This window comes from Kluyvera sp. CHPC 1.251, assembly GCF_036759945.1.
GTDB classification, from domain to species: Bacteria; Pseudomonadota; Gammaproteobacteria; order Enterobacterales; family Enterobacteriaceae; genus Kluyvera; species Kluyvera sichuanensis.
The window spans coordinates 81,465-99,202 of sequence record NZ_JAPKIC010000015.1 but is presented as its reverse complement, the minus strand read 5'-3'; the positions used below and the strand labels follow the sequence as shown (position 1 = coordinate 99,202).

Here is a 17,738-nt window from a genome sequence, read left to right as displayed (position 1 = left end):
GTTCCGTCTCAGTGGGGCCGCATTATAGGGAGTAATTGAGATCCCGCAAGCATAATTCTGAAAAAACTTTTCGTTCGCTCAATTTCCAGGCAATGCGCCGAATTAGCGCCCTATTTGCGCGAAAGTTGCGCGATTTCTTTGGCAAAACCAGCTACCTGCTCCCAGTCGGTATACACCACTTCTTTACTGGTATCCGTTTCACCACCGGTCATCTTCATAATGAGGCGAATCATAATGCGGTCAAACCAGCGGTAACGAGGATATCGCAGTGCGCCCGCAAACACGCCGCAGGCATCTGGCTGCCACGGAGAACGCAGCAGGAACTTGCGCGTATAGCTGTTGGTCTGCGGAGAACGCTTCTCCGGTTTACGCGCCACCAGGTTCACGGCGAAAAACGCGCTCGGTATCGCCTGCAGCGCCGCGGTGTTTTTTTTAACAAAACGGTCGAGCGCAGGATGGAAATGACCGTAGCGAATAGATGCACCAATCACCACCCGGTCATACAGCTGCCAATCGATACTTTCCGTACGGTTCAGGTTCACCATCGCGGTATCAATACCCTGCTCGCTCAGCTGCGAGCAGAGATAGGCTGCGATTTCACGCGTCTGACCATCACGGGTAGAAAAGAGCATTAATGTTTTCAACGCTGACTCCTGTTATTCGCGCCAGAATGTTGGGGTAAACAGCACCAGCAGCGTAAAGACTTCAAGACGACCAAACAGCATGTTCGCAATCAGGATCCACTTCGCCACCGGGTTCATGCTGGCAAAGTTATCCGCCACCACGCCCAGCCCAGGGCCGAGGTTATTCAACGTCGCCACGACAGAGGCGAACGCCGAGAAGTCATCCACGCCGGTGGCGATGATCGCCAGCATGCTGATAATGAAAACCAGCGCATAGGCGGAGAAGAACCCCCATACTGCTTCGAGAATACGTTCCGGCAGCGCGCGGTTACCCAGCTTAATGCTATAGACCGCATTCGGGTGGACGAGGCGCTTGAGCTCACGGTTCCCCTGCTTGAACAGCAGCAGAATACGAATGACCTTCAAGCCACCGCCCGTTGAACCCGCACAGCCGCCGATGAAGGCCGAACATAAAAGAAGCACCGGCAGGAACAGCGGCCAACGCGCAATGCTGTCGGTGGTGAAGCCCGCGGTCGTCGCCATCGAGACCACCTGGAAGAACGCCTGGTTCAGCGTCGTCACCGCCGAGCTATAGATGTCATGGAACCACAGCACCAGGGTACAGATAACCACCAGCGTCAACTGCACGCCAATAAACATGCGGAATTCAGGATCACGCCAGTACACCTTCAGGCTGCGCCCACTTAATAAAGAAAAGTGCAGGCCGTAGTTACAACCGGAGATCAGCAGGAAGATAGCAATAATGGTGTTGATGGTTGGACTATTAAAGAAGCCAACGCTGGCATCGTGAGTGGAGAAGCCGCCGATGGCGATAGTCGCAAAGCTGTGTCCAATCGCATCGAACGCGGGCATTCCGGCAAACCACAGCGCCAGCGCGCAGGCTACCGTCAGCAGCACATAGATAAGCCACAGCGTTTTCGCTGTTTCGGCAATTCGCGGGCGCATCTTATTGTCTTTCAGCGGCCCGGGCATTTCTGCTCTATATAACTGCATCCCACCGACGCCAAGGATAGGCAGGATAGCTACCGCCAGCACAATGATCCCCATACCGCCGAACCACTGCAGCATTTGTCGATAGAAGAGGATAGCGTGAGGCAATGAGTCCAGCCCCACCAGCGTAGTCGCCCCGGTGGTCGTTAAACCGGAGAACGATTCAAAGAACGCATCGGTAACCGTCAGGTTTGGCTGTTCGGAGAAGATAAACGGTAGCGCACCCACGCTGCCCAGCACCGTCCAGAATAGGACGACGATCAGGAAGCCCTCACGGGATTTCAGCTCACCCTTCTCACGACGGTTCGGCCACCACAGCAGCGAACCAATCACCAGCGCAACAAAAAAGGTTTGAGTAAATGCGCGCCCGGCGCCATCGCGGTAAATCAGAGCCACCAATCCCGGGAGGATCATTGTCCCTGAGAATAAGATGACCAGAAGTCCAACAATTCGAGTAATGGCACGAAAATGCATTTCCGGCGCGTCCTTTGATAATCAAAAAAGTCTGGAGGGGGATTATTCGTCAATCGCTAACAATTGCAATGAACCACGACTAAAATCCGCCAGTCTTGCGGAAAAATCATGCACTTTTGCCTGTGGAAGCGCGATACGGAGCTGAACCGACGCCTGATAATCGCTGGCAACAATCTGCCCGGCATACTGCCCAACCAGCGATTCGATACCCGCGAGCTGCCCGTATTCACATAACAGAGTATATTCGGTTAACGGCGTTTTGATCTGCGTTGTCAGCAGATTGAGCGCCTGCTGTACACCGCCACCGTAGGCTTTTACCAGCCCGCCAGTGCCTAACAAGATGCCGCCGTAGTAGCGAACCACTACGGCGGTAATTTCACCGACGCCGCTACCCATCAACTGAGCCAGCATCGGCTTACCGGCCGTTCCCGCCGGTTCACCATCGTCTGAGAAGCCAAGCTGCTGCGAGTCATCCGGCCTGCCCGCGACCCACGCCACGCAGTGGTGGCGGGCATCAGGGTGCTCGGCGCGAACCGACTCAACGAACGCTTTCGCCGCCTCCACCCCGTTGGTGTGCGCCAACAGGGTGATAAAACGGCTCTTCTTTATCTCTTCAACGAAGGTGACCGGCTCGGCCGGTATTCGCCAGCTTTCCATTACGCCAGTTTCAGGTCACGCGTCATGTTTTCGATATTGTTCTCGTGGATAACCACGTTATCTTCAATACGAATGCCACCAAATGGCTTCAGCGCTTCAATTTTCTGCCAGTTGAAGTGCTTGCTGAACTGACCTTCACGCCACGGTGCGAGCAGAGACTCAATAAAGTAGATGCCCGGCTCGATAGTCAACACCATGCCCGGTTGCAGCACGCGGGTGCAGCGCAGGTACGGGTATTTAGATGGTGCGGCCAGATGCGTACCGGTGTCATCCTGCATAAAGCCGGCAACGTCATGCACCTGCAGACCCAGCGGGTGACCAATACCGTGCGGCATAAACGGCCCGGTCAGATCATTGTCGACCATCGCCTCTTCGCTCATGTCGGTGACTAACTGATGCTTACGCAGCAGTTTGGCAATACGCTGATGGAACTGGATGTGGTAATCCACGTAGCTGGTGCCCGCCTTCATGGTGGCAATCAGCGCAAGCTGTTCAGTGTTCACATCTTTAATGAGCTGCGCAAAATCGTTGTCGCTGTGCGCCGCCCAGGTGCGGGTGAGGTCAGCGGCATAGCCGTTATATTCTGCTCCAGCATCCAGCAGGAAGCTGCGGATTTCCGACGGTGCGCGGTGATCCAGCTTGGTGTAGTGCAGCACGGACGCATGCTCGTTCAGCGCCACGATATTGCCGTAAGGCACATCGGTATCGCGATGACCGGTGGCCGTCAGGTAAGCCTGATTGATATCAAACTCGCTCATGCCGGAACGGAAAGCTTCTTCCGCCGCACGATGGCCATTTACCGCCATTTTCTGCGCTTCGCGCATACAGGCCAGCTCGTAATCGGTTTTATAGGCACGATAGTAGTGCAGGTAGTCAATCACCCCTTTCGGGTTGATGTTGTTCGCGGCAATGCCTAAGCCCAGCGCACGCTCCGGAACCGGGCCGATATAACCGATGTTGCCGCGCGCAGCCGGCAGTTGGCTGCCAATGCCGTCCGCTTTTGGCAGCGCGATAACCTCAACGTCTTCCGTCCAGAACGAGGTCGGCAGCGGCTCAACGTTGTGCCAGTAGTCCACCGGCAGATAGAACCACAGCTTAGGTTTGTTGACGCCGTCGACCAGCAGCCAGCAGTTTGGCACCTGAGTAACCGGTACCCAGGCTTTGAACTGCGGGTTGACCTTGAATGGGTACGCGTGATCATCCAGAAAAACATTCATCAGCTCGCCAGAGTGGATAAGCAGCGCATCAAGCTTGAAACGGTCGAGTGCGTTGCGTGCCCGCTCTTGTAAGGTAACAATATGATTTTTATAGAGTGCGGCTAGTGAGTCCATTATTTACCCTTCTGATTTTTTTACCCTTTAGTCACCGCATATTAGCACACCTCTCCCACCCTGCGTGATTTCCGCCGGACGTGATCCGACCAGCAAATATTTAAAGTCTTATTTGCATTTATTTAACACAAAATACACACTCCTGATTATCTGGTATGACCAGATCACTTTGCTGGATTCAGGAGACTGACATGCTCTACAAAGGCGACACCCTGTACCTCAACTGGCTGGAAGATGGCATTGCCGAACTGGTGTTCGATGCCCCTGGCTCAGTTAACAAGTTAGATACCGCAACCGTAGCCAGCCTCGGCCAGGCGCTCGACGTCCTCGAAAAACAAAAAGAGCTGAAGGGGCTGTTGCTACGCTCTGAAAAGGCGGCCTTTATTGTCGGCGCGGATATCACCGAATTCCTTTCGCTGTTCCTGGTGCCAGAAGAACAGTTCAGCCAGTGGCTGCACTTCGCCAACAGCGTCTTCAACCGTCTGGAAGATTTGCCGGTCCCCACCATCTCTGCCGTCAACGGCTATGCGCTGGGCGGCGGCTGCGAATGCGTGCTGGCCACCGACTACCGCCTGGCGACGCCGGATCTGCGTATCGGCCTGCCGGAAACCAAGCTGGGCATCATGCCGGGCTTTGGCGGCTCGGTTCGTATGCCGCGTCTGCTGGGTGCCGATAGCGCACTGGAAATCATCACCGCCGGTAAAGATGTCGGTGCCGAGCAGGCGCTGAAGATTGGCCTGGTTGATGGTGTCGTTAAGCAGGAAAAACTGGTCGATGGCGCGCTGGCAGTACTGCGTCAGGCGATTAACGGCGACCTCGACTGGAAAGCCAAGCGTCAACCGAAGCTTGAGCCGCTGAAGCTCAGCAAGATTGAAGCCACCATGAGCTTCTCTATCGCTAAAGCGATGGTGATGCAGACGGCGGGTAAACACTACCCGGCGCCGATCACGGCAGTGAAAACGATTGAAGCTGCGGCACGCTTTGGCCGCGAAGAAGCACTCAATCTGGAAAACAAAAGCTTTGTTCCACTGGCCCACTCCAATGAGGCCCGTGCGCTGGTCGGTATTTTCCTCAACGACCAATATGTAAAAGGTCAGGCTAAGAAACTGACCAAACACATCGAACCGCCAAAACATGCCGCCGTACTCGGTGCGGGCATCATGGGTGGCGGGATCGCTTACCAGTCCGCCTGGAAAGGCGTGCCGGTTATCATGAAGGATATTAATGAAAAATCGCTGACCCTCGGCATGACCGAAGCCAGCAAGCTGCTCAACAAACAGCTTGAGCGCGGCAAAATCAACGGTCTGAAGCTGGCAAGCGTGATTTCCACCATTCAGCCGACGCTGGACTATGCCGGCTTCGACCGTGTTGATGTGGTCGTTGAAGCCGTCGTGGAAAACCCGAAGGTGAAAAAAGCAGTACTGGCAGAAACCGAGCAGAAAGTACGCCCGGATACCGTGCTGGCCTCTAACACCTCGACCATTCCCATCGGTGAACTGGCCGATGCGCTGGAACGCCCGGAAAACTTCTGCGGTATGCACTTCTTCAACCCGGTGCACCGTATGCCGCTGGTCGAAATCATCCGCGGTAAGAAAACCTCAGAAAGCACCATTGCGAAAGTGGTCGCCTGGGCAAGCCAGATGGGCAAAACGCCTATCGTGGTGAACGACTGCCCTGGCTTCTTCGTTAACCGCGTACTGTTCCCGTACTTTGCCGGCTTCAGTCAGCTGCTGCGCGACGGCGCAGACTTCCGCAAGGTTGATAAAGTGATGGAGAAACAGTTCGGTTGGCCGATGGGCCCAGCTTACCTGCTCGACGTGGTCGGTATTGATACCGCGCACCATGCACAGGCAGTCATGGCAGCCGGCTTCCCGCAGCGTATGCAGAAAGATTATCGCGATGCTATCGATGCGCTGTTTGAAGCAAGCCGCTACGGCCAGAAAAACGGCATGGGCTTCTGGCGTTATAAAGAAGACAGCAAAGGCAAACCGAAAAAAGAAGAAGACTCAGCGGTCGATAGCCTGCTGGCAGACGTTAGCCAGCCGAAGCGCGATTTCAGTGACGACGAGATTATTGCCCGCATGATGATCCCGATGGTCAACGAAGTGGTGCGCTGCCTGGAAGAAGGCATTATCGCCAGCCCGGCTGAAGCCGATATGGCGCTGGTCTACGGCCTGGGCTTCCCTCCGTTCCACGGCGGCGCATTCCGCTGGCTGGATACGCTCGGCAGCGCGAAGTACCTCGATATGGCACAGCAGTATCAGCACCTCGGCCCGCTGTATGAAGTCCCGGCCGGCCTGCGCGACAAAGCGCGCCATAACGACGCGTATTATCCACCGGTTGAGCCAGCCCGCCCGGCTGGTGAGCTGAAAACGGCTTAAGGAGTCACGATGGAACAGGTTGTTATTGTTGATGCAATTCGTACCCCGATGGGCCGTTCCAAAGGCGGTGCGTTCCGTAACGTGCGCGCTGAGGATCTCTCCGCGCACCTGATGCGTAGCCTGTTGGCGCGTAACCCCGCGCTGGAAGCGGCGGCTATCGACGACATCTACTGGGGCTGCGTGCAGCAAACGCTGGAGCAGGGCTTTAACATCGCTCGTAACGCGTCACTGCTGGCGGAAATTCCCCATTCGGTCCCGGCAGTTACCGTGAACCGTCTGTGTGGTTCTTCCATGCAGGCGCTGCACGATGCGGCCCGTATGATCATGACCGGCGACGCGCAGGTCTGTCTGGTCGGCGGCGTGGAACACATGGGCCACGTGCCAATGAGCCACGGTGTCGATTTCCATCCAGGCATGAGCCGTAACGTAGCGAAAGCGGCGGGCATGATGGGCCTGACGGCAGAAATGCTCTCCCGTATGCACGGCATCAGCCGTGAAATGCAGGATGCGTTTGCCGCCCGTTCCCACGCTCGTGCCTGGGCCGCCACGCAGTCGGGTGCCTTTAAGAATGAAATCATCCCAACCGGTGGTCATGACGCAGACGGCGTGCTGAAGCAGTTTAACTATGACGAAGTTATTCGCCCGGAGACCACAGTTGAGACGCTCTCCACGCTGAAACCCGCCTTCGACCCGGTAACGGGGACGGTAACCGCAGGCACCTCTTCCGCCCTCTCCGACGGCGCTTCCGCCATGCTGGTGATGAGCGAAAGCCGCGCACGCGAGCTGGGCTTAACGCCACGTGCGCGTATTCGTTCAATGGCGGTGGTCGGCTGCGATCCGTCGATTATGGGTTACGGCCCGGTTCCAGCCTCGAAGCTGGCGCTGAAGAAAGCCGGTCTGACCGCGAACGATATCGACCTGTTTGAGATGAACGAAGCGTTTGCCGCGCAGATCCTGCCATGCATTAAGGATCTGGGGCTGATGGAACAGATCGACCAGAAGATCAACCTTAACGGCGGCGCAATCGCGCTGGGCCACCCGCTGGGGTGCTCCGGTACACGTATCAGCACCACCCTGCTGAATCTGATGGAGCGCAAGGATGTCCAGTTTGGTCTGGCAACCATGTGCATCGGGTTAGGTCAGGGCATCGCGACGGTTATCGAGCGCGTATAAAAACGCGCCCCGTCATCCGGGGCGCGCAGCATATCACTATTGTAGGCCGGGTAAGCGCAGCGCCCCCGGCAAATTACGCCGGATGGCGACGCAAACGTCTTATCCGGCCTACAACACAACAAAGTTTAGTTGCCGTTCTTCCCGCCTGTCAGGGGCGGGTTTTTTATTGCCTATCAGATAAAGGCAAACGCATCGCCGAACAGACGGTCTTCACGCGCCTGACGTTCGTTGCAGAACAGATCGCGGGCAATCTTCGCCATTTCAAAACGACCGGCGATATAAATATCGTGGTTCGCCAGCGTGCCGTAATCTTGCAGCACCGCCGTCAGTACGGTACCAGAACGTCCGCGCCACTCTTCTTCCGGCTGCTCAACCACCGGCACCACGCGCAGATTCGGGTGATTCACCGACAGCGCTTCCAGCTCGGAGAGATCGTACAGATGCTTCTCTTCACGGCCGCCCCAGTAAATCGCCACGTCGCGATTCGGGTTTTGCGCCAGCGCGGTCAGCAGGATAGAACGGACGTAAGAGAACCCGGTACCGCCAGCAATCAGTACTAACGGACGATCGTCTTCTTCACGCAGCCAGGCTTCGCCGTGCGGGATGTCGACAACCACTTCACGTTCTTTGAGGATACGATCCATCACCGCCATGGCGTACAGATTCAACTCTGACGCGCCAATATGCAGCTCAATAAACGCCTTTTCATCCGGCGTAGAGGCCATGGAGAACGGACGTTTGTCGCGCTCATCCATCACCACCATCAGGTACTGCCCGGCACGAAATGAGAAGTCAGCTTCGGGTACTAAACGAACGCGATATACCGTATCGGTAATGGCGTCCACCGAGGTCACTTTACAGCTTAAGGTTGTCATGCGCTCCCTCTGTCGGGTCTTTTCCTCATCACACTTCACGCTGCGGATGCGTTGTCCGCGGCGTGGAGAACTCAAAGGATATCATTATCATTTATCGTCGGAGAAAATGGCCAGCTCGTCCCAGATTTCATCGATACGCGCCGTAACGGCGGGATCTTTTCTGATAGGACGGCCCCATTCGCGCTGGGTTTCCCCAGGCCATTTATTGGTGGCATCCAGGCCCATTTTCGACCCCAGGCCAGAAACCGGCGAGGCGAAATCCAGATAATCAATCGGCGTGTTCTCGACCAGAACCGTATCCCGTGCGGGATCCATTCGGGTGGTAATCGCCCATATCACATCGTTCCAGTCGCGTGCGTTGACGTCATCATCGCAGACAATCACGAATTTTGTGTACATAAACTGGCGTAAAAATGACCATACGCCCATCATTACGCGTTTTGCATGCCCCGCATACTGTTTTTTCATGGTGACGACGGCCAGGCGATAGGAACACCCTTCCGGCGGCAGGTAGAAATCAACAATCTCGGGGAACTGTTTTTGCAGGATAGGCACGAAGACTTCGTTCAGTGCCACGCCCAGCACCGCCGGTTCATCCGGTGGGCGGCCGGTATAGGTGGAGTGATAAATAGCATCTTCACGCTGGGTAATATGCGTGACGGTAAAGACCGGGAAGCTATCCACTTCATTGTAGTAGCCGGTATGGTCGCCATACGGGCCTTCCGGTGCCATCTCGCCAATCTCGATATACCCTTCAAGCACGATTTCCGCGCTGGCAGGCACTTCCAGATCGTTGGATATACACTTCACGACCTCCGTTTTGGTACCGCGCAGCAGGCCCGCAAAGGCATACTCGGAGAGCGTATCCGGCACCGGCGTCACCGCCCCCAGAATAGTCGCCGGGTCGGCCCCAAGGGCAACGGATACCGGGAAGCGTTCACCCGGGTGCGCCGCGCACCACTCCTGGAAATCCAGCGCGCCGCCGCGATGCGACAGCCAGCGCATAATCAGTTTGTTTTTGCCAATCACCTGCTGGCGATAGATGCCCAGATTCTGCCGCTCTTTATGCGGGCCACGGGTCACCGTCAGACCCCAGGTGATCAGCGGCGCGGCATCTTCCGGCCAGCAGGTCATCACCGGAATGCGGGACAAATCAACATCATCACCGGAGATAACTTTTTGCTGGCAAGGGGCGCCGCGCAGGCGTTTGGTCGGCATGTTCAGCACTTGCTTGAACTGCGGCAGTTTATCGAACAGGTCGCGGAAACCTTTAGGTGGCTCCGGTTCTTTCAAAAAGGCTAAGAGTTTACCCACTTCACGCAGTGCGCTGACATCTTCCTGCCCCATCCCCATCGCAACGCGCTTGGGCGTACCGAACAGGTTGCACAGCACCGGCATGTCATAACCTTTAGGATGTTCAAATAGCAGTGCTGGGCCACCGGCACGCAGCGTGCGGTCGGCAATTTCGGTAATTTCCAGATGGGGATCAACCGGGAGGCTAATGCGCTTTAATTCGCCTTGCTGTTCAAGTAATGTCAGAAAGTCGCGTAGGTCATGGTATTTCATGGGGTAATTCTTGGCCTCCTGGTAAGCGCCTTAGTATACGGCGAATGGTCCTGTGATGCTGTATTTTTGTTAAATTAGCGTAAATTAAAGCGGCGACATTCAACATCGCGCTTTAGCCCTACTTTTGTTATGCTTGCGCGCTAATCTTCGGGAAGAGTCATTATGCAAGCCTGGTATTTACTGTATTGCAAGCGTGGGCAGCTTCAGCGTGCTCAGGAACATCTGGAACGGCAGGCCGTGAATTGCCTGACGCCAATGATTACGCTTGAAAAAATGGTGCGCGGGAAGCGTACGTCGGTCAGTGAACCTCTGTTCCCGAACTACCTGTTCGTCGAGTTCGATCCCGAAGTTATCCATACGACGACGATCAATGCCACTCGCGGCGTCAGCCACTTTGTTCGTTTTGGTACGCAGCCGGCGACGGTATCACCTGAGGTGATTCACCAGCTGTCCATCTACCAACCTGACGATATTACCGACCCAGAAACGCCATACCCAGGCGACAGCGTCGTCATTACCGAAGGGGCGTTCGAGGGACTTCAGGCTATCTTTTCCGAACCGGACGGAGAAGCGCGCTCCATGCTGCTGCTGAACCTGCTAAACAAACAAATTAAGCAGAGCGTCAAAAACACCGACTTCCGCAAAGCCTGAACTAAAAGTGGATATTAAACAGCCGTCTGGCGTTATTGTCTGTGACGGCCTCCAGCCATTGCACCTCTTCACCCCGCCAACCGGCAACCCGTTCAAGAATATGCGTCACATAGGCTGGTTCGTTACGTCGTGAAGCTGGTTTCGGGGTCATATCGCGTGGCAGCAGGTACGGGGCATCCGTCTCCAGCAGCAACCTGTCCGCCGGAATCATCGGCAGCAGCTCACGCAGTTCCAGACCACGACGTTCATCGCATACCCAGCCGGTAATACCAATCGACAACCCACGATCGAGACACGCCTGCGCCTCATCCCGCGTTCCGGTAAAGCAGTGCAGCACGGCACCGGGTAAATGATCGAGCCACGGTTCCAGCAGGGTGAGAAAACGGTCATGCGCATCGCGGCAGTGCAGAAACACCGGCATTCCGAGTTCAGAGGCCATCGCCAGCTGTGCGGTAAACGCCGCTTCCTGTTCGGTCGGGGTAGAGAAGTTACGATTAAAATCGAGGCCACACTCGCCCACCGCCACCACTTCCGGCTTATTGACTAGCGTATAGATAGCCTCTGCCACTTCCGACGACCAGCTACTGGCGTCATGCGGATGCACACCGGCGGTAGACCAGCAGCAATCAAAGCGTTCAGCCAGCTGTTGCGCCGCTTCGCTTTCATGAAGGTTAGTGCCAGTTAACAGCATACCGTGTACACCGGCGTCGCGAGCGCGCGCCACTACGTCATCACGGTCACGAGCAAACTGCGAACTGGTCAGATTGACCCCAATGTCAAACATCATCACTCCCATATGACAACCGCCCTGGCGGGCGGTTGGTGATTATTCTTCAGTTTGTTCTTCTTCCGCGTCTTCATCACGCGTGAGTCGCTTCCCAGCGTAGAAGCGAGAGAAGAAGACCCCCACCTCAAACAAACAGTACATCGGAATCGCCAGCAGCGTTTGCGAGAACACATCCGGCGGGGTCAGCAACATGCCGACAACGAATGCGCCAACCAACACGTACGGACGCTTTTTACGCAGATCGTCCGGCGTGGTCACGCCCACCCAGCACAGCAGCACAATTGCCACCGGCACCTCAAACGACACGCCGAATGCAATGAACAGCGACATGACGAAGTCGAGGTAGCTCTTAATATCGGTCGAGACCAGCACCCCTTCCGGCGCGGTATGCGTCAGGAAGCCAAATGCCAGCGGGAACACCACAAAGTAGGCGAACGCCATACCGATATAGAACAACAGCGTACTGGAGACCAGCAGCGGTACCACCAGGCGACGTTCATGCTTGTACAGCGCAGGCGCAACAAACGCCCATACCTGGTAGAGAATGACCGGTGCGGAGAGGATCAGCGAGACCATAAAGGTCAGCTTAATCGGCGTGAAGAACGGGGATGCCACGTCGGTGGCTATCATCGTCGCGCCGGCAGGCATCTGCTTGATCAGCGGGGCAGAGACCATCTGATAGATGTCATTGGCGAAGTAGACCAACGCCAGAAAAATCACGATGACCGCGATGATGCAGTTGAGCAGGCGCTTGCGCAGCTCAATCAAATGAGCGATCAGCGGTTGAGTATCTTCTACGCTCATGTTTACGGTTTATCACTCGATGCGGGGGATGATTCAGGAACAGCGGCCGCAGGGGCTTTCTCTTTCTCTGCTGGCTTTACTGCTTCGGCGTCAGGCGCAGGAGCCTCAGCGGACGACGCTTTACGCTCGTCGACGTGTGGCTCAGCCACTTCAGGCTGCGCAGCGTCCTTCTCCTTCACCACCGGGTTATGGATGGTATTGGCCTCGTCGCTCGCCTTTTCAGGATCGTGCGCCGTGTAAGAACGCTTCATCGACTCTGCCGCTTCACGCAGCTCGTCCATGGAGGCCTTCAGTTCTGGCGTCAGGTTATCCAGACTCGCTTTCTCCACTTTTTTCAGGCTGTCCTGAAATTCCTGGAGTTTAAGCTCCTGCGTCAGCTCGTTTTGTACGGTTGTCGCCAGAGAGCGCAGCGCGCGTATCCAGCCAACAACCGTCTTCACTGCTACCGGCAAGCGTTTTGGCCCCAGTACAACGAGGCCAATAATAAACACCAGCAGCAGTTCACTGAAACCAATATCAAACACGAATTACACCTGCTCGTTGTCGTGGCGTTTCGCTTCGTCTTTCTTTGCACTTTCCTGCTTATCAGTGATTGATTTTGCAGTGAAATCTGCATCCTGATCCGCTTTGGTTTTGGTGTCGTCTTCATCACTCATGGCTTTCTTGAAGCCTTTGATAGACGAACCTAAGTCGGATCCCAGTGAGCTCAGCTTTTTAGTCCCAAAAAGCAGAACTACGATAACGACGATAATCAGCAACTGCCAAATACTAATACCACCCATACAAGTTCCTCTGATAGATGATGAAATAATCAGCGCGCATTATACGTTATGCAGCGCCCTCTTAGCGACGCATAATTCAGCGCGTCTTCCGCCACCCGACGAGCCATACCACCAACCCTCCGGCCATTAGCCATGCGGGTGTCAGGCCCCATTCCGGGCGATTCACTAACAATACTGTACCGCTCAGGAGTAAAACCGCGCCTATACCAAAGAGATAACGCGATTGACCCTGACGGGTGTGATGCGTTGTCAGATTCTGCGAGAGTTTCTCAAGGCTCGCCTGAACCTGCTTGCTCTGTCGAAGGCTGTCATACACCAGCTCCGGCAGCTCCGGCATCTTTTCAATCCAGAACGGCGCTTTGTCCTTCAGGGCACGAACCAGCGCCGGAATACCGACCTGATCTTTCAGCCATGACTCAAGGAAAGGCTTCGCCGTCTTCCATAAATCTAACTGAGGATAGAGCTGACGTCCTACCCCTTCTACGTAAAGTAATGTCTTTTGTAGCAACACCAGCTGCGGCTGGACTTCCATATTGAAGCGTCGGGCGGTGTTAAACAGGTTCAGCAGCACGTGGCCGAAAGAGATCTCTGCCAGCGGCTTTTCAAAAATCGGCTCGCAAACGGTGCGGATGGCAAACTCAAACTCTTCCACGTTGGTGTCCGCGGGAACCCAGCCGGAATCGACGTGCAGTTCGGCTACTTTACGGTAGTCGCGGTTGAAGAAGGCGATAAAGTTTTCCGCCAGATAGCGCTTATCGTCCTTGTTGAGCGAGCCGACAATACCGCAGTCGATACCGATGTACTGCGGGTCTTCCGGGTGTTCATAGCTGACGAAAATATTCCCCGGATGCATATCCGCATGGAAGAAGCTGTCGCGGAATACCTGGGTGAAGAAGACCTGCACGCCGCGTTCGGCCAGCAGCTTCATATTGGTATTCTGCTTTTCCAGCGTTTCCACATCAGAGACAGGAATACCGTAGATACGCTCCATCACCAGCATGTCAACGCGGCAGTAGTCTGAATAGACCTCCGGCACGTACAGCATCGGGCTGTTTTCGAAGTTGCGGCGCAGTTGAATAGCGTTCGCCGCTTCGCGCAGCAGGTTCAGCTCATCAATAAGCGTCTTTTCATAGTCACGCACCACTTCCAGCGGGCGCAGACGACGACCGTCTGGCAGCAGGCGAGGTACCCAGCGCGCCAGACGATAGATAAGCTTCATGTCCGCTTTGATAATCGGCAAAATGTCCGGGCGGATAACCTTAATGACCACCTCTTTGCCGTTCTCTTTCAGGCGAGCAGTGTGCACCTGGGCAATGGAGGCTGAAGCCAGCGGCTCGATGCTGAAATCATCAAACCAGCTTTCAACAGGAATATCGCCCATCGATTTTTCAATCTGCTGCTTCGCCAGCTTGCCGTCGAACGGTGCCACGCGGTCTTGCAGCATAATGAGCTGATCGGCAATTTGCGATGGGAAGAGGTCGCGACGGGTAGAAAGCATCTGCCCAAACTTGATCCATACCGGGCCAAGCTCCTGCAACGCTAAGCGCAGACGTTCGCCTAGCGACTTTTCCTTGTGGCGATTCGGCATCCAGAACAGCAGCCGACGCCCAATTCGCAGCGGCAGCGTGATACGCATTTTGGGAATGAGCTCATCAAGCCCGTAACTCAAAAAGGTGCGGATGATAAAATACAGGCGCCGTAATTCTCCTGGCGTCATTTCCCCTCCAGTTTTTCCAACCGTTTCGTCAGCGCGGCAACATCGCGCTCAACGGCCGTTGTTTCTTCCGCAAACCAGGCCACTTCCAGCGCGCCCGGCGCTAATCGCCACTCTTCCGTCAGGGTTTCCGCCACATAGCGCTGCTGGCGTGCCAGCCCGTGCTGAATGAACTTCGCCCCGCCGCGCAGCGCTTTGCTGATCCCCTCTGCCGCCACATCGCCGGTATAGGGTGCCAGCAGCTCTGCAGGGGAGAACTCCGCCAGGTCCGCTAGCGACACCAGGTTTTGCACGACCTGAAGATCGCCCTGCACTTCCAGGTCGTTATTACGGATAAGCGCCGTCAGTTGCTGACGATTGCGTAGTTGAGGCAGCACGCTGACGCGGGTGATGACAGTGCAATCTGCCTCGTCGTCCCACGCGCCGACCACGTCAACCTGACGCTCGCTGAAGATAAGCACCAGCGGAGAAGAAAACTCTTTCAGCTCAATGCGTAATACTTTTCCGATAAGACGCTGACGGGCAGGCTTCAATGCTTTCTCGCGCCATAACAGCGCGTTAATCGCGGTTTCGATACTGCCAGTCACTAAGGGTTTTAAAGGCATATGGCCCCCGCTTATCAGAATTTATAGCCGCGATGCAGCGCGACAATCCCTGCCGTCAGGTTGAAGTACTCAACGTTTTCCAGCCCGGCGTTCTGCATCATCTCTTTCAGGGTGTCCTGATCGGGGTGCATACGAATAGATTCCGCCAGATAGCGATAGCTTTCAGCATCGTTTGCCACCATTTCGCCAATACGCGGCAGGATGTGGAATGAGTAGGCATCGTAAGCTTTGCTCAGCGGGTCGATAACCGGCTTGGAGAACTCCAGTACCAACAGACGTCCGCCCGGCTTCAGTACGCGATACATCGAGCGCAGCGCTTTGTCTTTGTCGGTGACGTTACGCAGGCCAAAGGAGATGGTGATGCAGTCGAAGGTGTTGTCCGGGAACGGCAGCGCTTCAGCGTTCGCCTGCACGTACTCCACGTTACCCACCACGCCGATATTACGCAGCTTTTCACGGCCCATTTTGAGCATCGAGTCGTTAATATCTGCCAGCACCACGCGGCCGGTTTCACCAACCATACGCGAGAATTTTGCCGTCAGGTCGCCGGTGCCGCCCGCCAGATCGAGGACCGTCTGTCCACGGCGCACGCCGCTGCAATCAATGGTAAAACGCTTCCAGAGACGATGGATACCGAATGACATTAGATCATTCATCACATCGTATTTTGCGGCGACAGAATGGAAGACATGCGCCACCATGTTTTCTTTCTGTGATTTGGCGATTGTTTGAAAGCCAAAGTGCGTCGTTTCTTGTGAATCCTCAACCATCTCTATGCCTGCTTATCAAGAAAATGTTCATGGAGTGTAACAGATTGGACGCAATTGCCCTACGATTCCACCCCGTTACCAAACCCGTACGGCGAGCGTTTTAGCGACGTTCAGCGGCTAACGGATTGTCATCATTCGTGTCTGTGTCGTCACGCAGACGAAAATCATCGTCCTGCGCCGTCGCCTGTTCAACCAGTTCCGGATTAATCTCGCGTTTTACCTCCACCCCAAGGTGGCGGAACGCCTCGGCCTGCGTCAGCAGGTTACCGCGCCCGGTGGTGAGCTTTTTCATCGCCTGTCGGTAGTTTTCCTGCGCTTTATCGAGGCTTTGACCGATAGCCGACATGTCATCCACGAAGAGGCGCATTTTGTCATATAAGCGGCTCGCACGTTCAGCAATATGCTGCGCATTACGGCTCTGATGCTCATAGCGCCATAGGTTGGCGATGGTCCGCAGCGCCACCAGAAGCGTGGTTGGGCTGACCAGCATAATATTGTTTTTCAGCGCTTCGCTAATCAGTTCAGGCTGTCTGTCCAGCGCCAGCAGAAAGGCAGGTTCAACGGGGATAAACATCAGGACGTAGTCCAGCGATCGCAGCCCCGGCAACTGCTGATAATCTTTACGACCCAGCATGCGGATATGGTTACGCACTGCCGCAATATGCTCCTGCAGCGCGGTTTCGCGGGTGTAGTCATCTTCAGCGTTAAAGTAACGCTCGTAGGCCACCAGCGTCATTTTGGCATCCACCACCACGTCCTTGCGGTGCGGCAGGCGCACGATAACGTCCGGCTGCATACGGGAGTTCGCATCCGTATTGATGCTAACCTGGGTTTCGTATTCATGCCCTTCACGCAGGCCAGAAGCCTCTAATACGCGCGTGAGTACCACTTCACCCCAGTTACCCTGGGTTTTATTGTCGCCTTTTAGCGCACGGGTCAGGTTAACCGCTTCCTGTGCCATCTGGGCGTTGAGCTGCTGCAGGTTACGAATTTCATGCGCCAGCGTGTGACGCTCACGCGCCTCCTGCCCAAAGCTCTCCTGCACCTGACGACGAAAACCATCAAGCTGCTCGCGAAGCGGCGTCAGCAGGCCGTGCAGGCTTTGGCGGTTTTGTTCTTCCACCCGGCGATTGCTCTGTTCGAAGATGCGGTTGGCCAGGTTTTCGAACTGCTCGCTCAGGCGCTGCTCGCTGTTGAGCATCAGGCGGTATTTTTCATCGCCGTGCTGGCGGGTGGTCTCCAGCAGCGTAGTGACTTCACGCAGGTCGACCTCCAGCGAGGAGTTTATTTCCCGCAGGTTACGCAGCTCGTTATTGAGTAGTTCACACTCTTCCCGCCAGTGGGCGTTCTGGGCAATCTGCTGTTTTGCTGCACTCAATTCGCCGTACACGTCGCGCTCTTCAGCCAGCTGTTCAGCTCGCTGCTGTGCCACGCGATAGCTCGCCGCCAGCCAGCCAATCACGATGCCTACCAGCGCGACCAGCGCATAAATCACCACAGCAATATCCACAACGCCCCCTGCATAAACCGGTTA

At 55.5% G+C, this 17,738-nt stretch carries 17 protein-coding genes; 3 read left to right on the top strand and 14 right to left on the bottom strand.

From position 1 onward, the window contains the following. Positions 1–110: 110 nt before the first annotated feature. From hemG to pepQ, 4 genes are read right to left on the bottom strand one after another with little or no spacing between them, the layout of a single operon-like run. Complete coding sequence (gene hemG, locus V6940_RS21440; protein ID WP_333497240.1) at positions 111–644, bottom strand: menaquinone-dependent protoporphyrinogen IX dehydrogenase; 534 nt, start codon at positions 642–644, stop codon at positions 111–113. Positions 645–656: 12 nt separating this feature from the next. Beyond that, positions 657–2,108, bottom strand: coding sequence for a Trk system potassium transporter TrkH (gene trkH, locus V6940_RS21435; RefSeq protein WP_185669736.1), 1,452 nt, complete (start codon positions 2,106–2,108; stop codon positions 657–659). Positions 2,109–2,150: 42 nt separating this feature from the next. After that, positions 2,151–2,765 carry an IMPACT family protein gene (locus tag V6940_RS21430; RefSeq protein ID WP_333497239.1) on the bottom strand — a complete coding sequence of 205 codons (615 nt, stop codon included), beginning with the start codon at positions 2,763–2,765 and terminating at the stop codon, positions 2,151–2,153. Beyond that, positions 2,765–4,096, bottom strand: coding sequence for a Xaa-Pro dipeptidase (gene pepQ, locus V6940_RS21425; protein WP_333497238.1), 1,332 nt, complete (start codon positions 4,094–4,096; stop codon positions 2,765–2,767). The genes V6940_RS21430 and pepQ overlap by 1 nt, the downstream gene beginning before the upstream one ends. A gap of 191 nt (positions 4,097–4,287) precedes the next feature. Between pepQ and fadB the strand changes: the two genes are divergently transcribed. Together fadB and fadA are read left to right on the top strand one after the other, a co-directional pair. Continuing rightward, a complete protein-coding gene (gene fadB, locus V6940_RS21420) occupies positions 4,288–6,477 on the top strand; it encodes a fatty acid oxidation complex subunit alpha FadB (protein WP_333497237.1) in 2,190 nt (729 codons plus the stop codon). Between the two features lie 9 nt (positions 6,478–6,486). Then, a complete protein-coding gene (gene fadA / locus V6940_RS21415) occupies positions 6,487–7,650 on the top strand; it encodes an acetyl-CoA C-acyltransferase FadA (protein WP_333497236.1) in 1,164 nt (387 codons plus the stop codon). Between the two features lie 173 nt (positions 7,651–7,823). Here the strand turns inward: fadA and fre are convergent, their stop codons facing one another. Next, positions 7,824–8,525, bottom strand: a complete 702-nt coding sequence (fre, locus tag V6940_RS21410) for an NAD(P)H-flavin reductase (RefSeq protein WP_333497235.1) — start codon at positions 8,523–8,525, stop codon at positions 7,824–7,826. 87 nt (positions 8,526–8,612) lie between these two features. Then, a complete protein-coding gene (gene ubiD, locus V6940_RS21405; protein ID WP_333497234.1) occupies positions 8,613–10,091 on the bottom strand; it encodes a 4-hydroxy-3-polyprenylbenzoate decarboxylase in 1,479 nt (492 codons plus the stop codon). 162 nt (positions 10,092–10,253) lie between these two features. Here ubiD and rfaH point away from each other — a divergent pair, with 162 nt between their 5' ends. Further along, positions 10,254–10,742 carry a transcription/translation regulatory transformer protein RfaH gene (gene rfaH, locus V6940_RS21400; RefSeq protein WP_185669743.1) on the top strand — a complete coding sequence of 163 codons (489 nt, stop codon included), beginning with the start codon at positions 10,254–10,256 and terminating at the stop codon, positions 10,740–10,742. Between the two features lies 1 nt (position 10,743). On the opposite strand, the gene tatD is transcribed toward rfaH, so the two are convergent. The 8 genes from tatD to rmuC all read right to left on the bottom strand — a co-directional run bounded on the left by tatD (position 10,744) and on the right by rmuC (position 17,714). After that, on the bottom strand, positions 10,744–11,538 hold the full coding sequence (tatD, locus tag V6940_RS21395; protein WP_333497233.1) for a 3'-5' ssDNA/RNA exonuclease TatD: 795 nt from the start codon (positions 11,536–11,538) through the stop codon (positions 10,744–10,746). Between the two features lie 30 nt (positions 11,539–11,568). Next, complete coding sequence (gene tatC / locus V6940_RS21390; RefSeq protein WP_185669745.1) at positions 11,569–12,333, bottom strand: Sec-independent protein translocase subunit TatC; 765 nt, start codon at positions 12,331–12,333, stop codon at positions 11,569–11,571. 2 nt (positions 12,334–12,335) lie between these two features. Further along, the gene (gene tatB / locus V6940_RS21385) at positions 12,336–12,857 is read right to left on the bottom strand and encodes a Sec-independent protein translocase protein TatB (RefSeq protein WP_333497232.1); all 522 of its coding nucleotides are present in this window, start codon (positions 12,855–12,857) and stop codon (positions 12,336–12,338) included. Positions 12,858–12,860: 3 nt separating this feature from the next. Then, entirely contained in the window at positions 12,861–13,115 is a 255-nt protein-coding gene (gene tatA, locus V6940_RS21380; RefSeq protein ID WP_123651758.1) for a Sec-independent protein translocase subunit TatA, read from the bottom strand. Between the two features lie 76 nt (positions 13,116–13,191). Further along, positions 13,192–14,832 carry a ubiquinone biosynthesis regulatory protein kinase UbiB gene (ubiB, locus tag V6940_RS21375; protein WP_333497231.1) on the bottom strand — a complete coding sequence of 547 codons (1,641 nt, stop codon included), beginning with the start codon at positions 14,830–14,832 and terminating at the stop codon, positions 13,192–13,194. Further along, the gene (gene ubiJ / locus V6940_RS21370; protein ID WP_333497230.1) at positions 14,829–15,434 is read right to left on the bottom strand and encodes a ubiquinone biosynthesis protein UbiJ; all 606 of its coding nucleotides are present in this window, start codon (positions 15,432–15,434) and stop codon (positions 14,829–14,831) included. The genes ubiB and ubiJ overlap by 4 nt, the downstream gene beginning before the upstream one ends. Positions 15,435–15,448: 14 nt before the next feature. After that, a complete protein-coding gene (gene ubiE, locus V6940_RS21365; RefSeq protein ID WP_185669749.1) occupies positions 15,449–16,204 on the bottom strand; it encodes a bifunctional demethylmenaquinone methyltransferase/2-methoxy-6-polyprenyl-1,4-benzoquinol methylase UbiE in 756 nt (251 codons plus the stop codon). 100 nt (positions 16,205–16,304) lie between these two features. Further along, entirely contained in the window at positions 16,305–17,714 is a 1,410-nt protein-coding gene (gene rmuC / locus V6940_RS21360) for a DNA recombination protein RmuC (RefSeq protein WP_333497229.1), read from the bottom strand. Between the last annotated feature and the right edge of the window lie 24 nt (positions 17,715–17,738).

What these genes read in the sequence shown, in the direction of transcription:
- tatD (WP_333497233.1), bottom strand. Translation starts at nt 11,538, where the DNA reads ATGGGAGTGATGATGTTTGACATTGGGGTCAATCTGACCAGTTCGCAG.
- tatA (WP_123651758.1), bottom strand. Translation starts at nt 13,115, where the DNA reads ATGGGTGGTATTAGTATTTGGCAGTTGCTGATTATCGTCGTTATCGTA.
- fre (WP_333497235.1), bottom strand. Translation starts at nt 8,525, where the DNA reads ATGACAACCTTAAGCTGTAAAGTGACCTCGGTGGACGCCATTACCGAT.
- ubiD (WP_333497234.1), bottom strand. Translation starts at nt 10,091, where the DNA reads ATGAAATACCATGACCTACGCGACTTTCTGACATTACTTGAACAGCAA.
- ubiB (WP_333497231.1), bottom strand. Translation starts at nt 14,832, where the DNA reads ATGACGCCAGGAGAATTACGGCGCCTGTATTTTATCATCCGCACCTTT.
- fadB (WP_333497237.1), top strand. Translation starts at nt 4,288, where the DNA reads ATGCTCTACAAAGGCGACACCCTGTACCTCAACTGGCTGGAAGATGGC.
- pepQ (WP_333497238.1), bottom strand. Translation starts at nt 4,096, where the DNA reads ATGGACTCACTAGCCGCACTCTATAAAAATCATATTGTTACCTTACAA.
- ubiJ (WP_333497230.1), bottom strand. Translation starts at nt 15,434, where the DNA reads ATGCCTTTAAAACCCTTAGTGACTGGCAGTATCGAAACCGCGATTAAC.
- ubiE (WP_185669749.1), bottom strand. Translation starts at nt 16,204, where the DNA reads ATGGTTGAGGATTCACAAGAAACGACGCACTTTGGCTTTCAAACAATC.
- V6940_RS21430 (WP_333497239.1), bottom strand. Translation starts at nt 2,765, where the DNA reads ATGGAAAGCTGGCGAATACCGGCCGAGCCGGTCACCTTCGTTGAAGAG.
- tatC (WP_185669745.1), bottom strand. Translation starts at nt 12,333, where the DNA reads ATGAGCGTAGAAGATACTCAACCGCTGATCGCTCATTTGATTGAGCTG.
- rfaH (WP_185669743.1), top strand. Translation starts at nt 10,254, where the DNA reads ATGCAAGCCTGGTATTTACTGTATTGCAAGCGTGGGCAGCTTCAGCGT.
- fadA (WP_333497236.1), top strand. Translation starts at nt 6,487, where the DNA reads ATGGAACAGGTTGTTATTGTTGATGCAATTCGTACCCCGATGGGCCGT.
- trkH (WP_185669736.1), bottom strand. Translation starts at nt 2,108, where the DNA reads ATGCATTTTCGTGCCATTACTCGAATTGTTGGACTTCTGGTCATCTTA.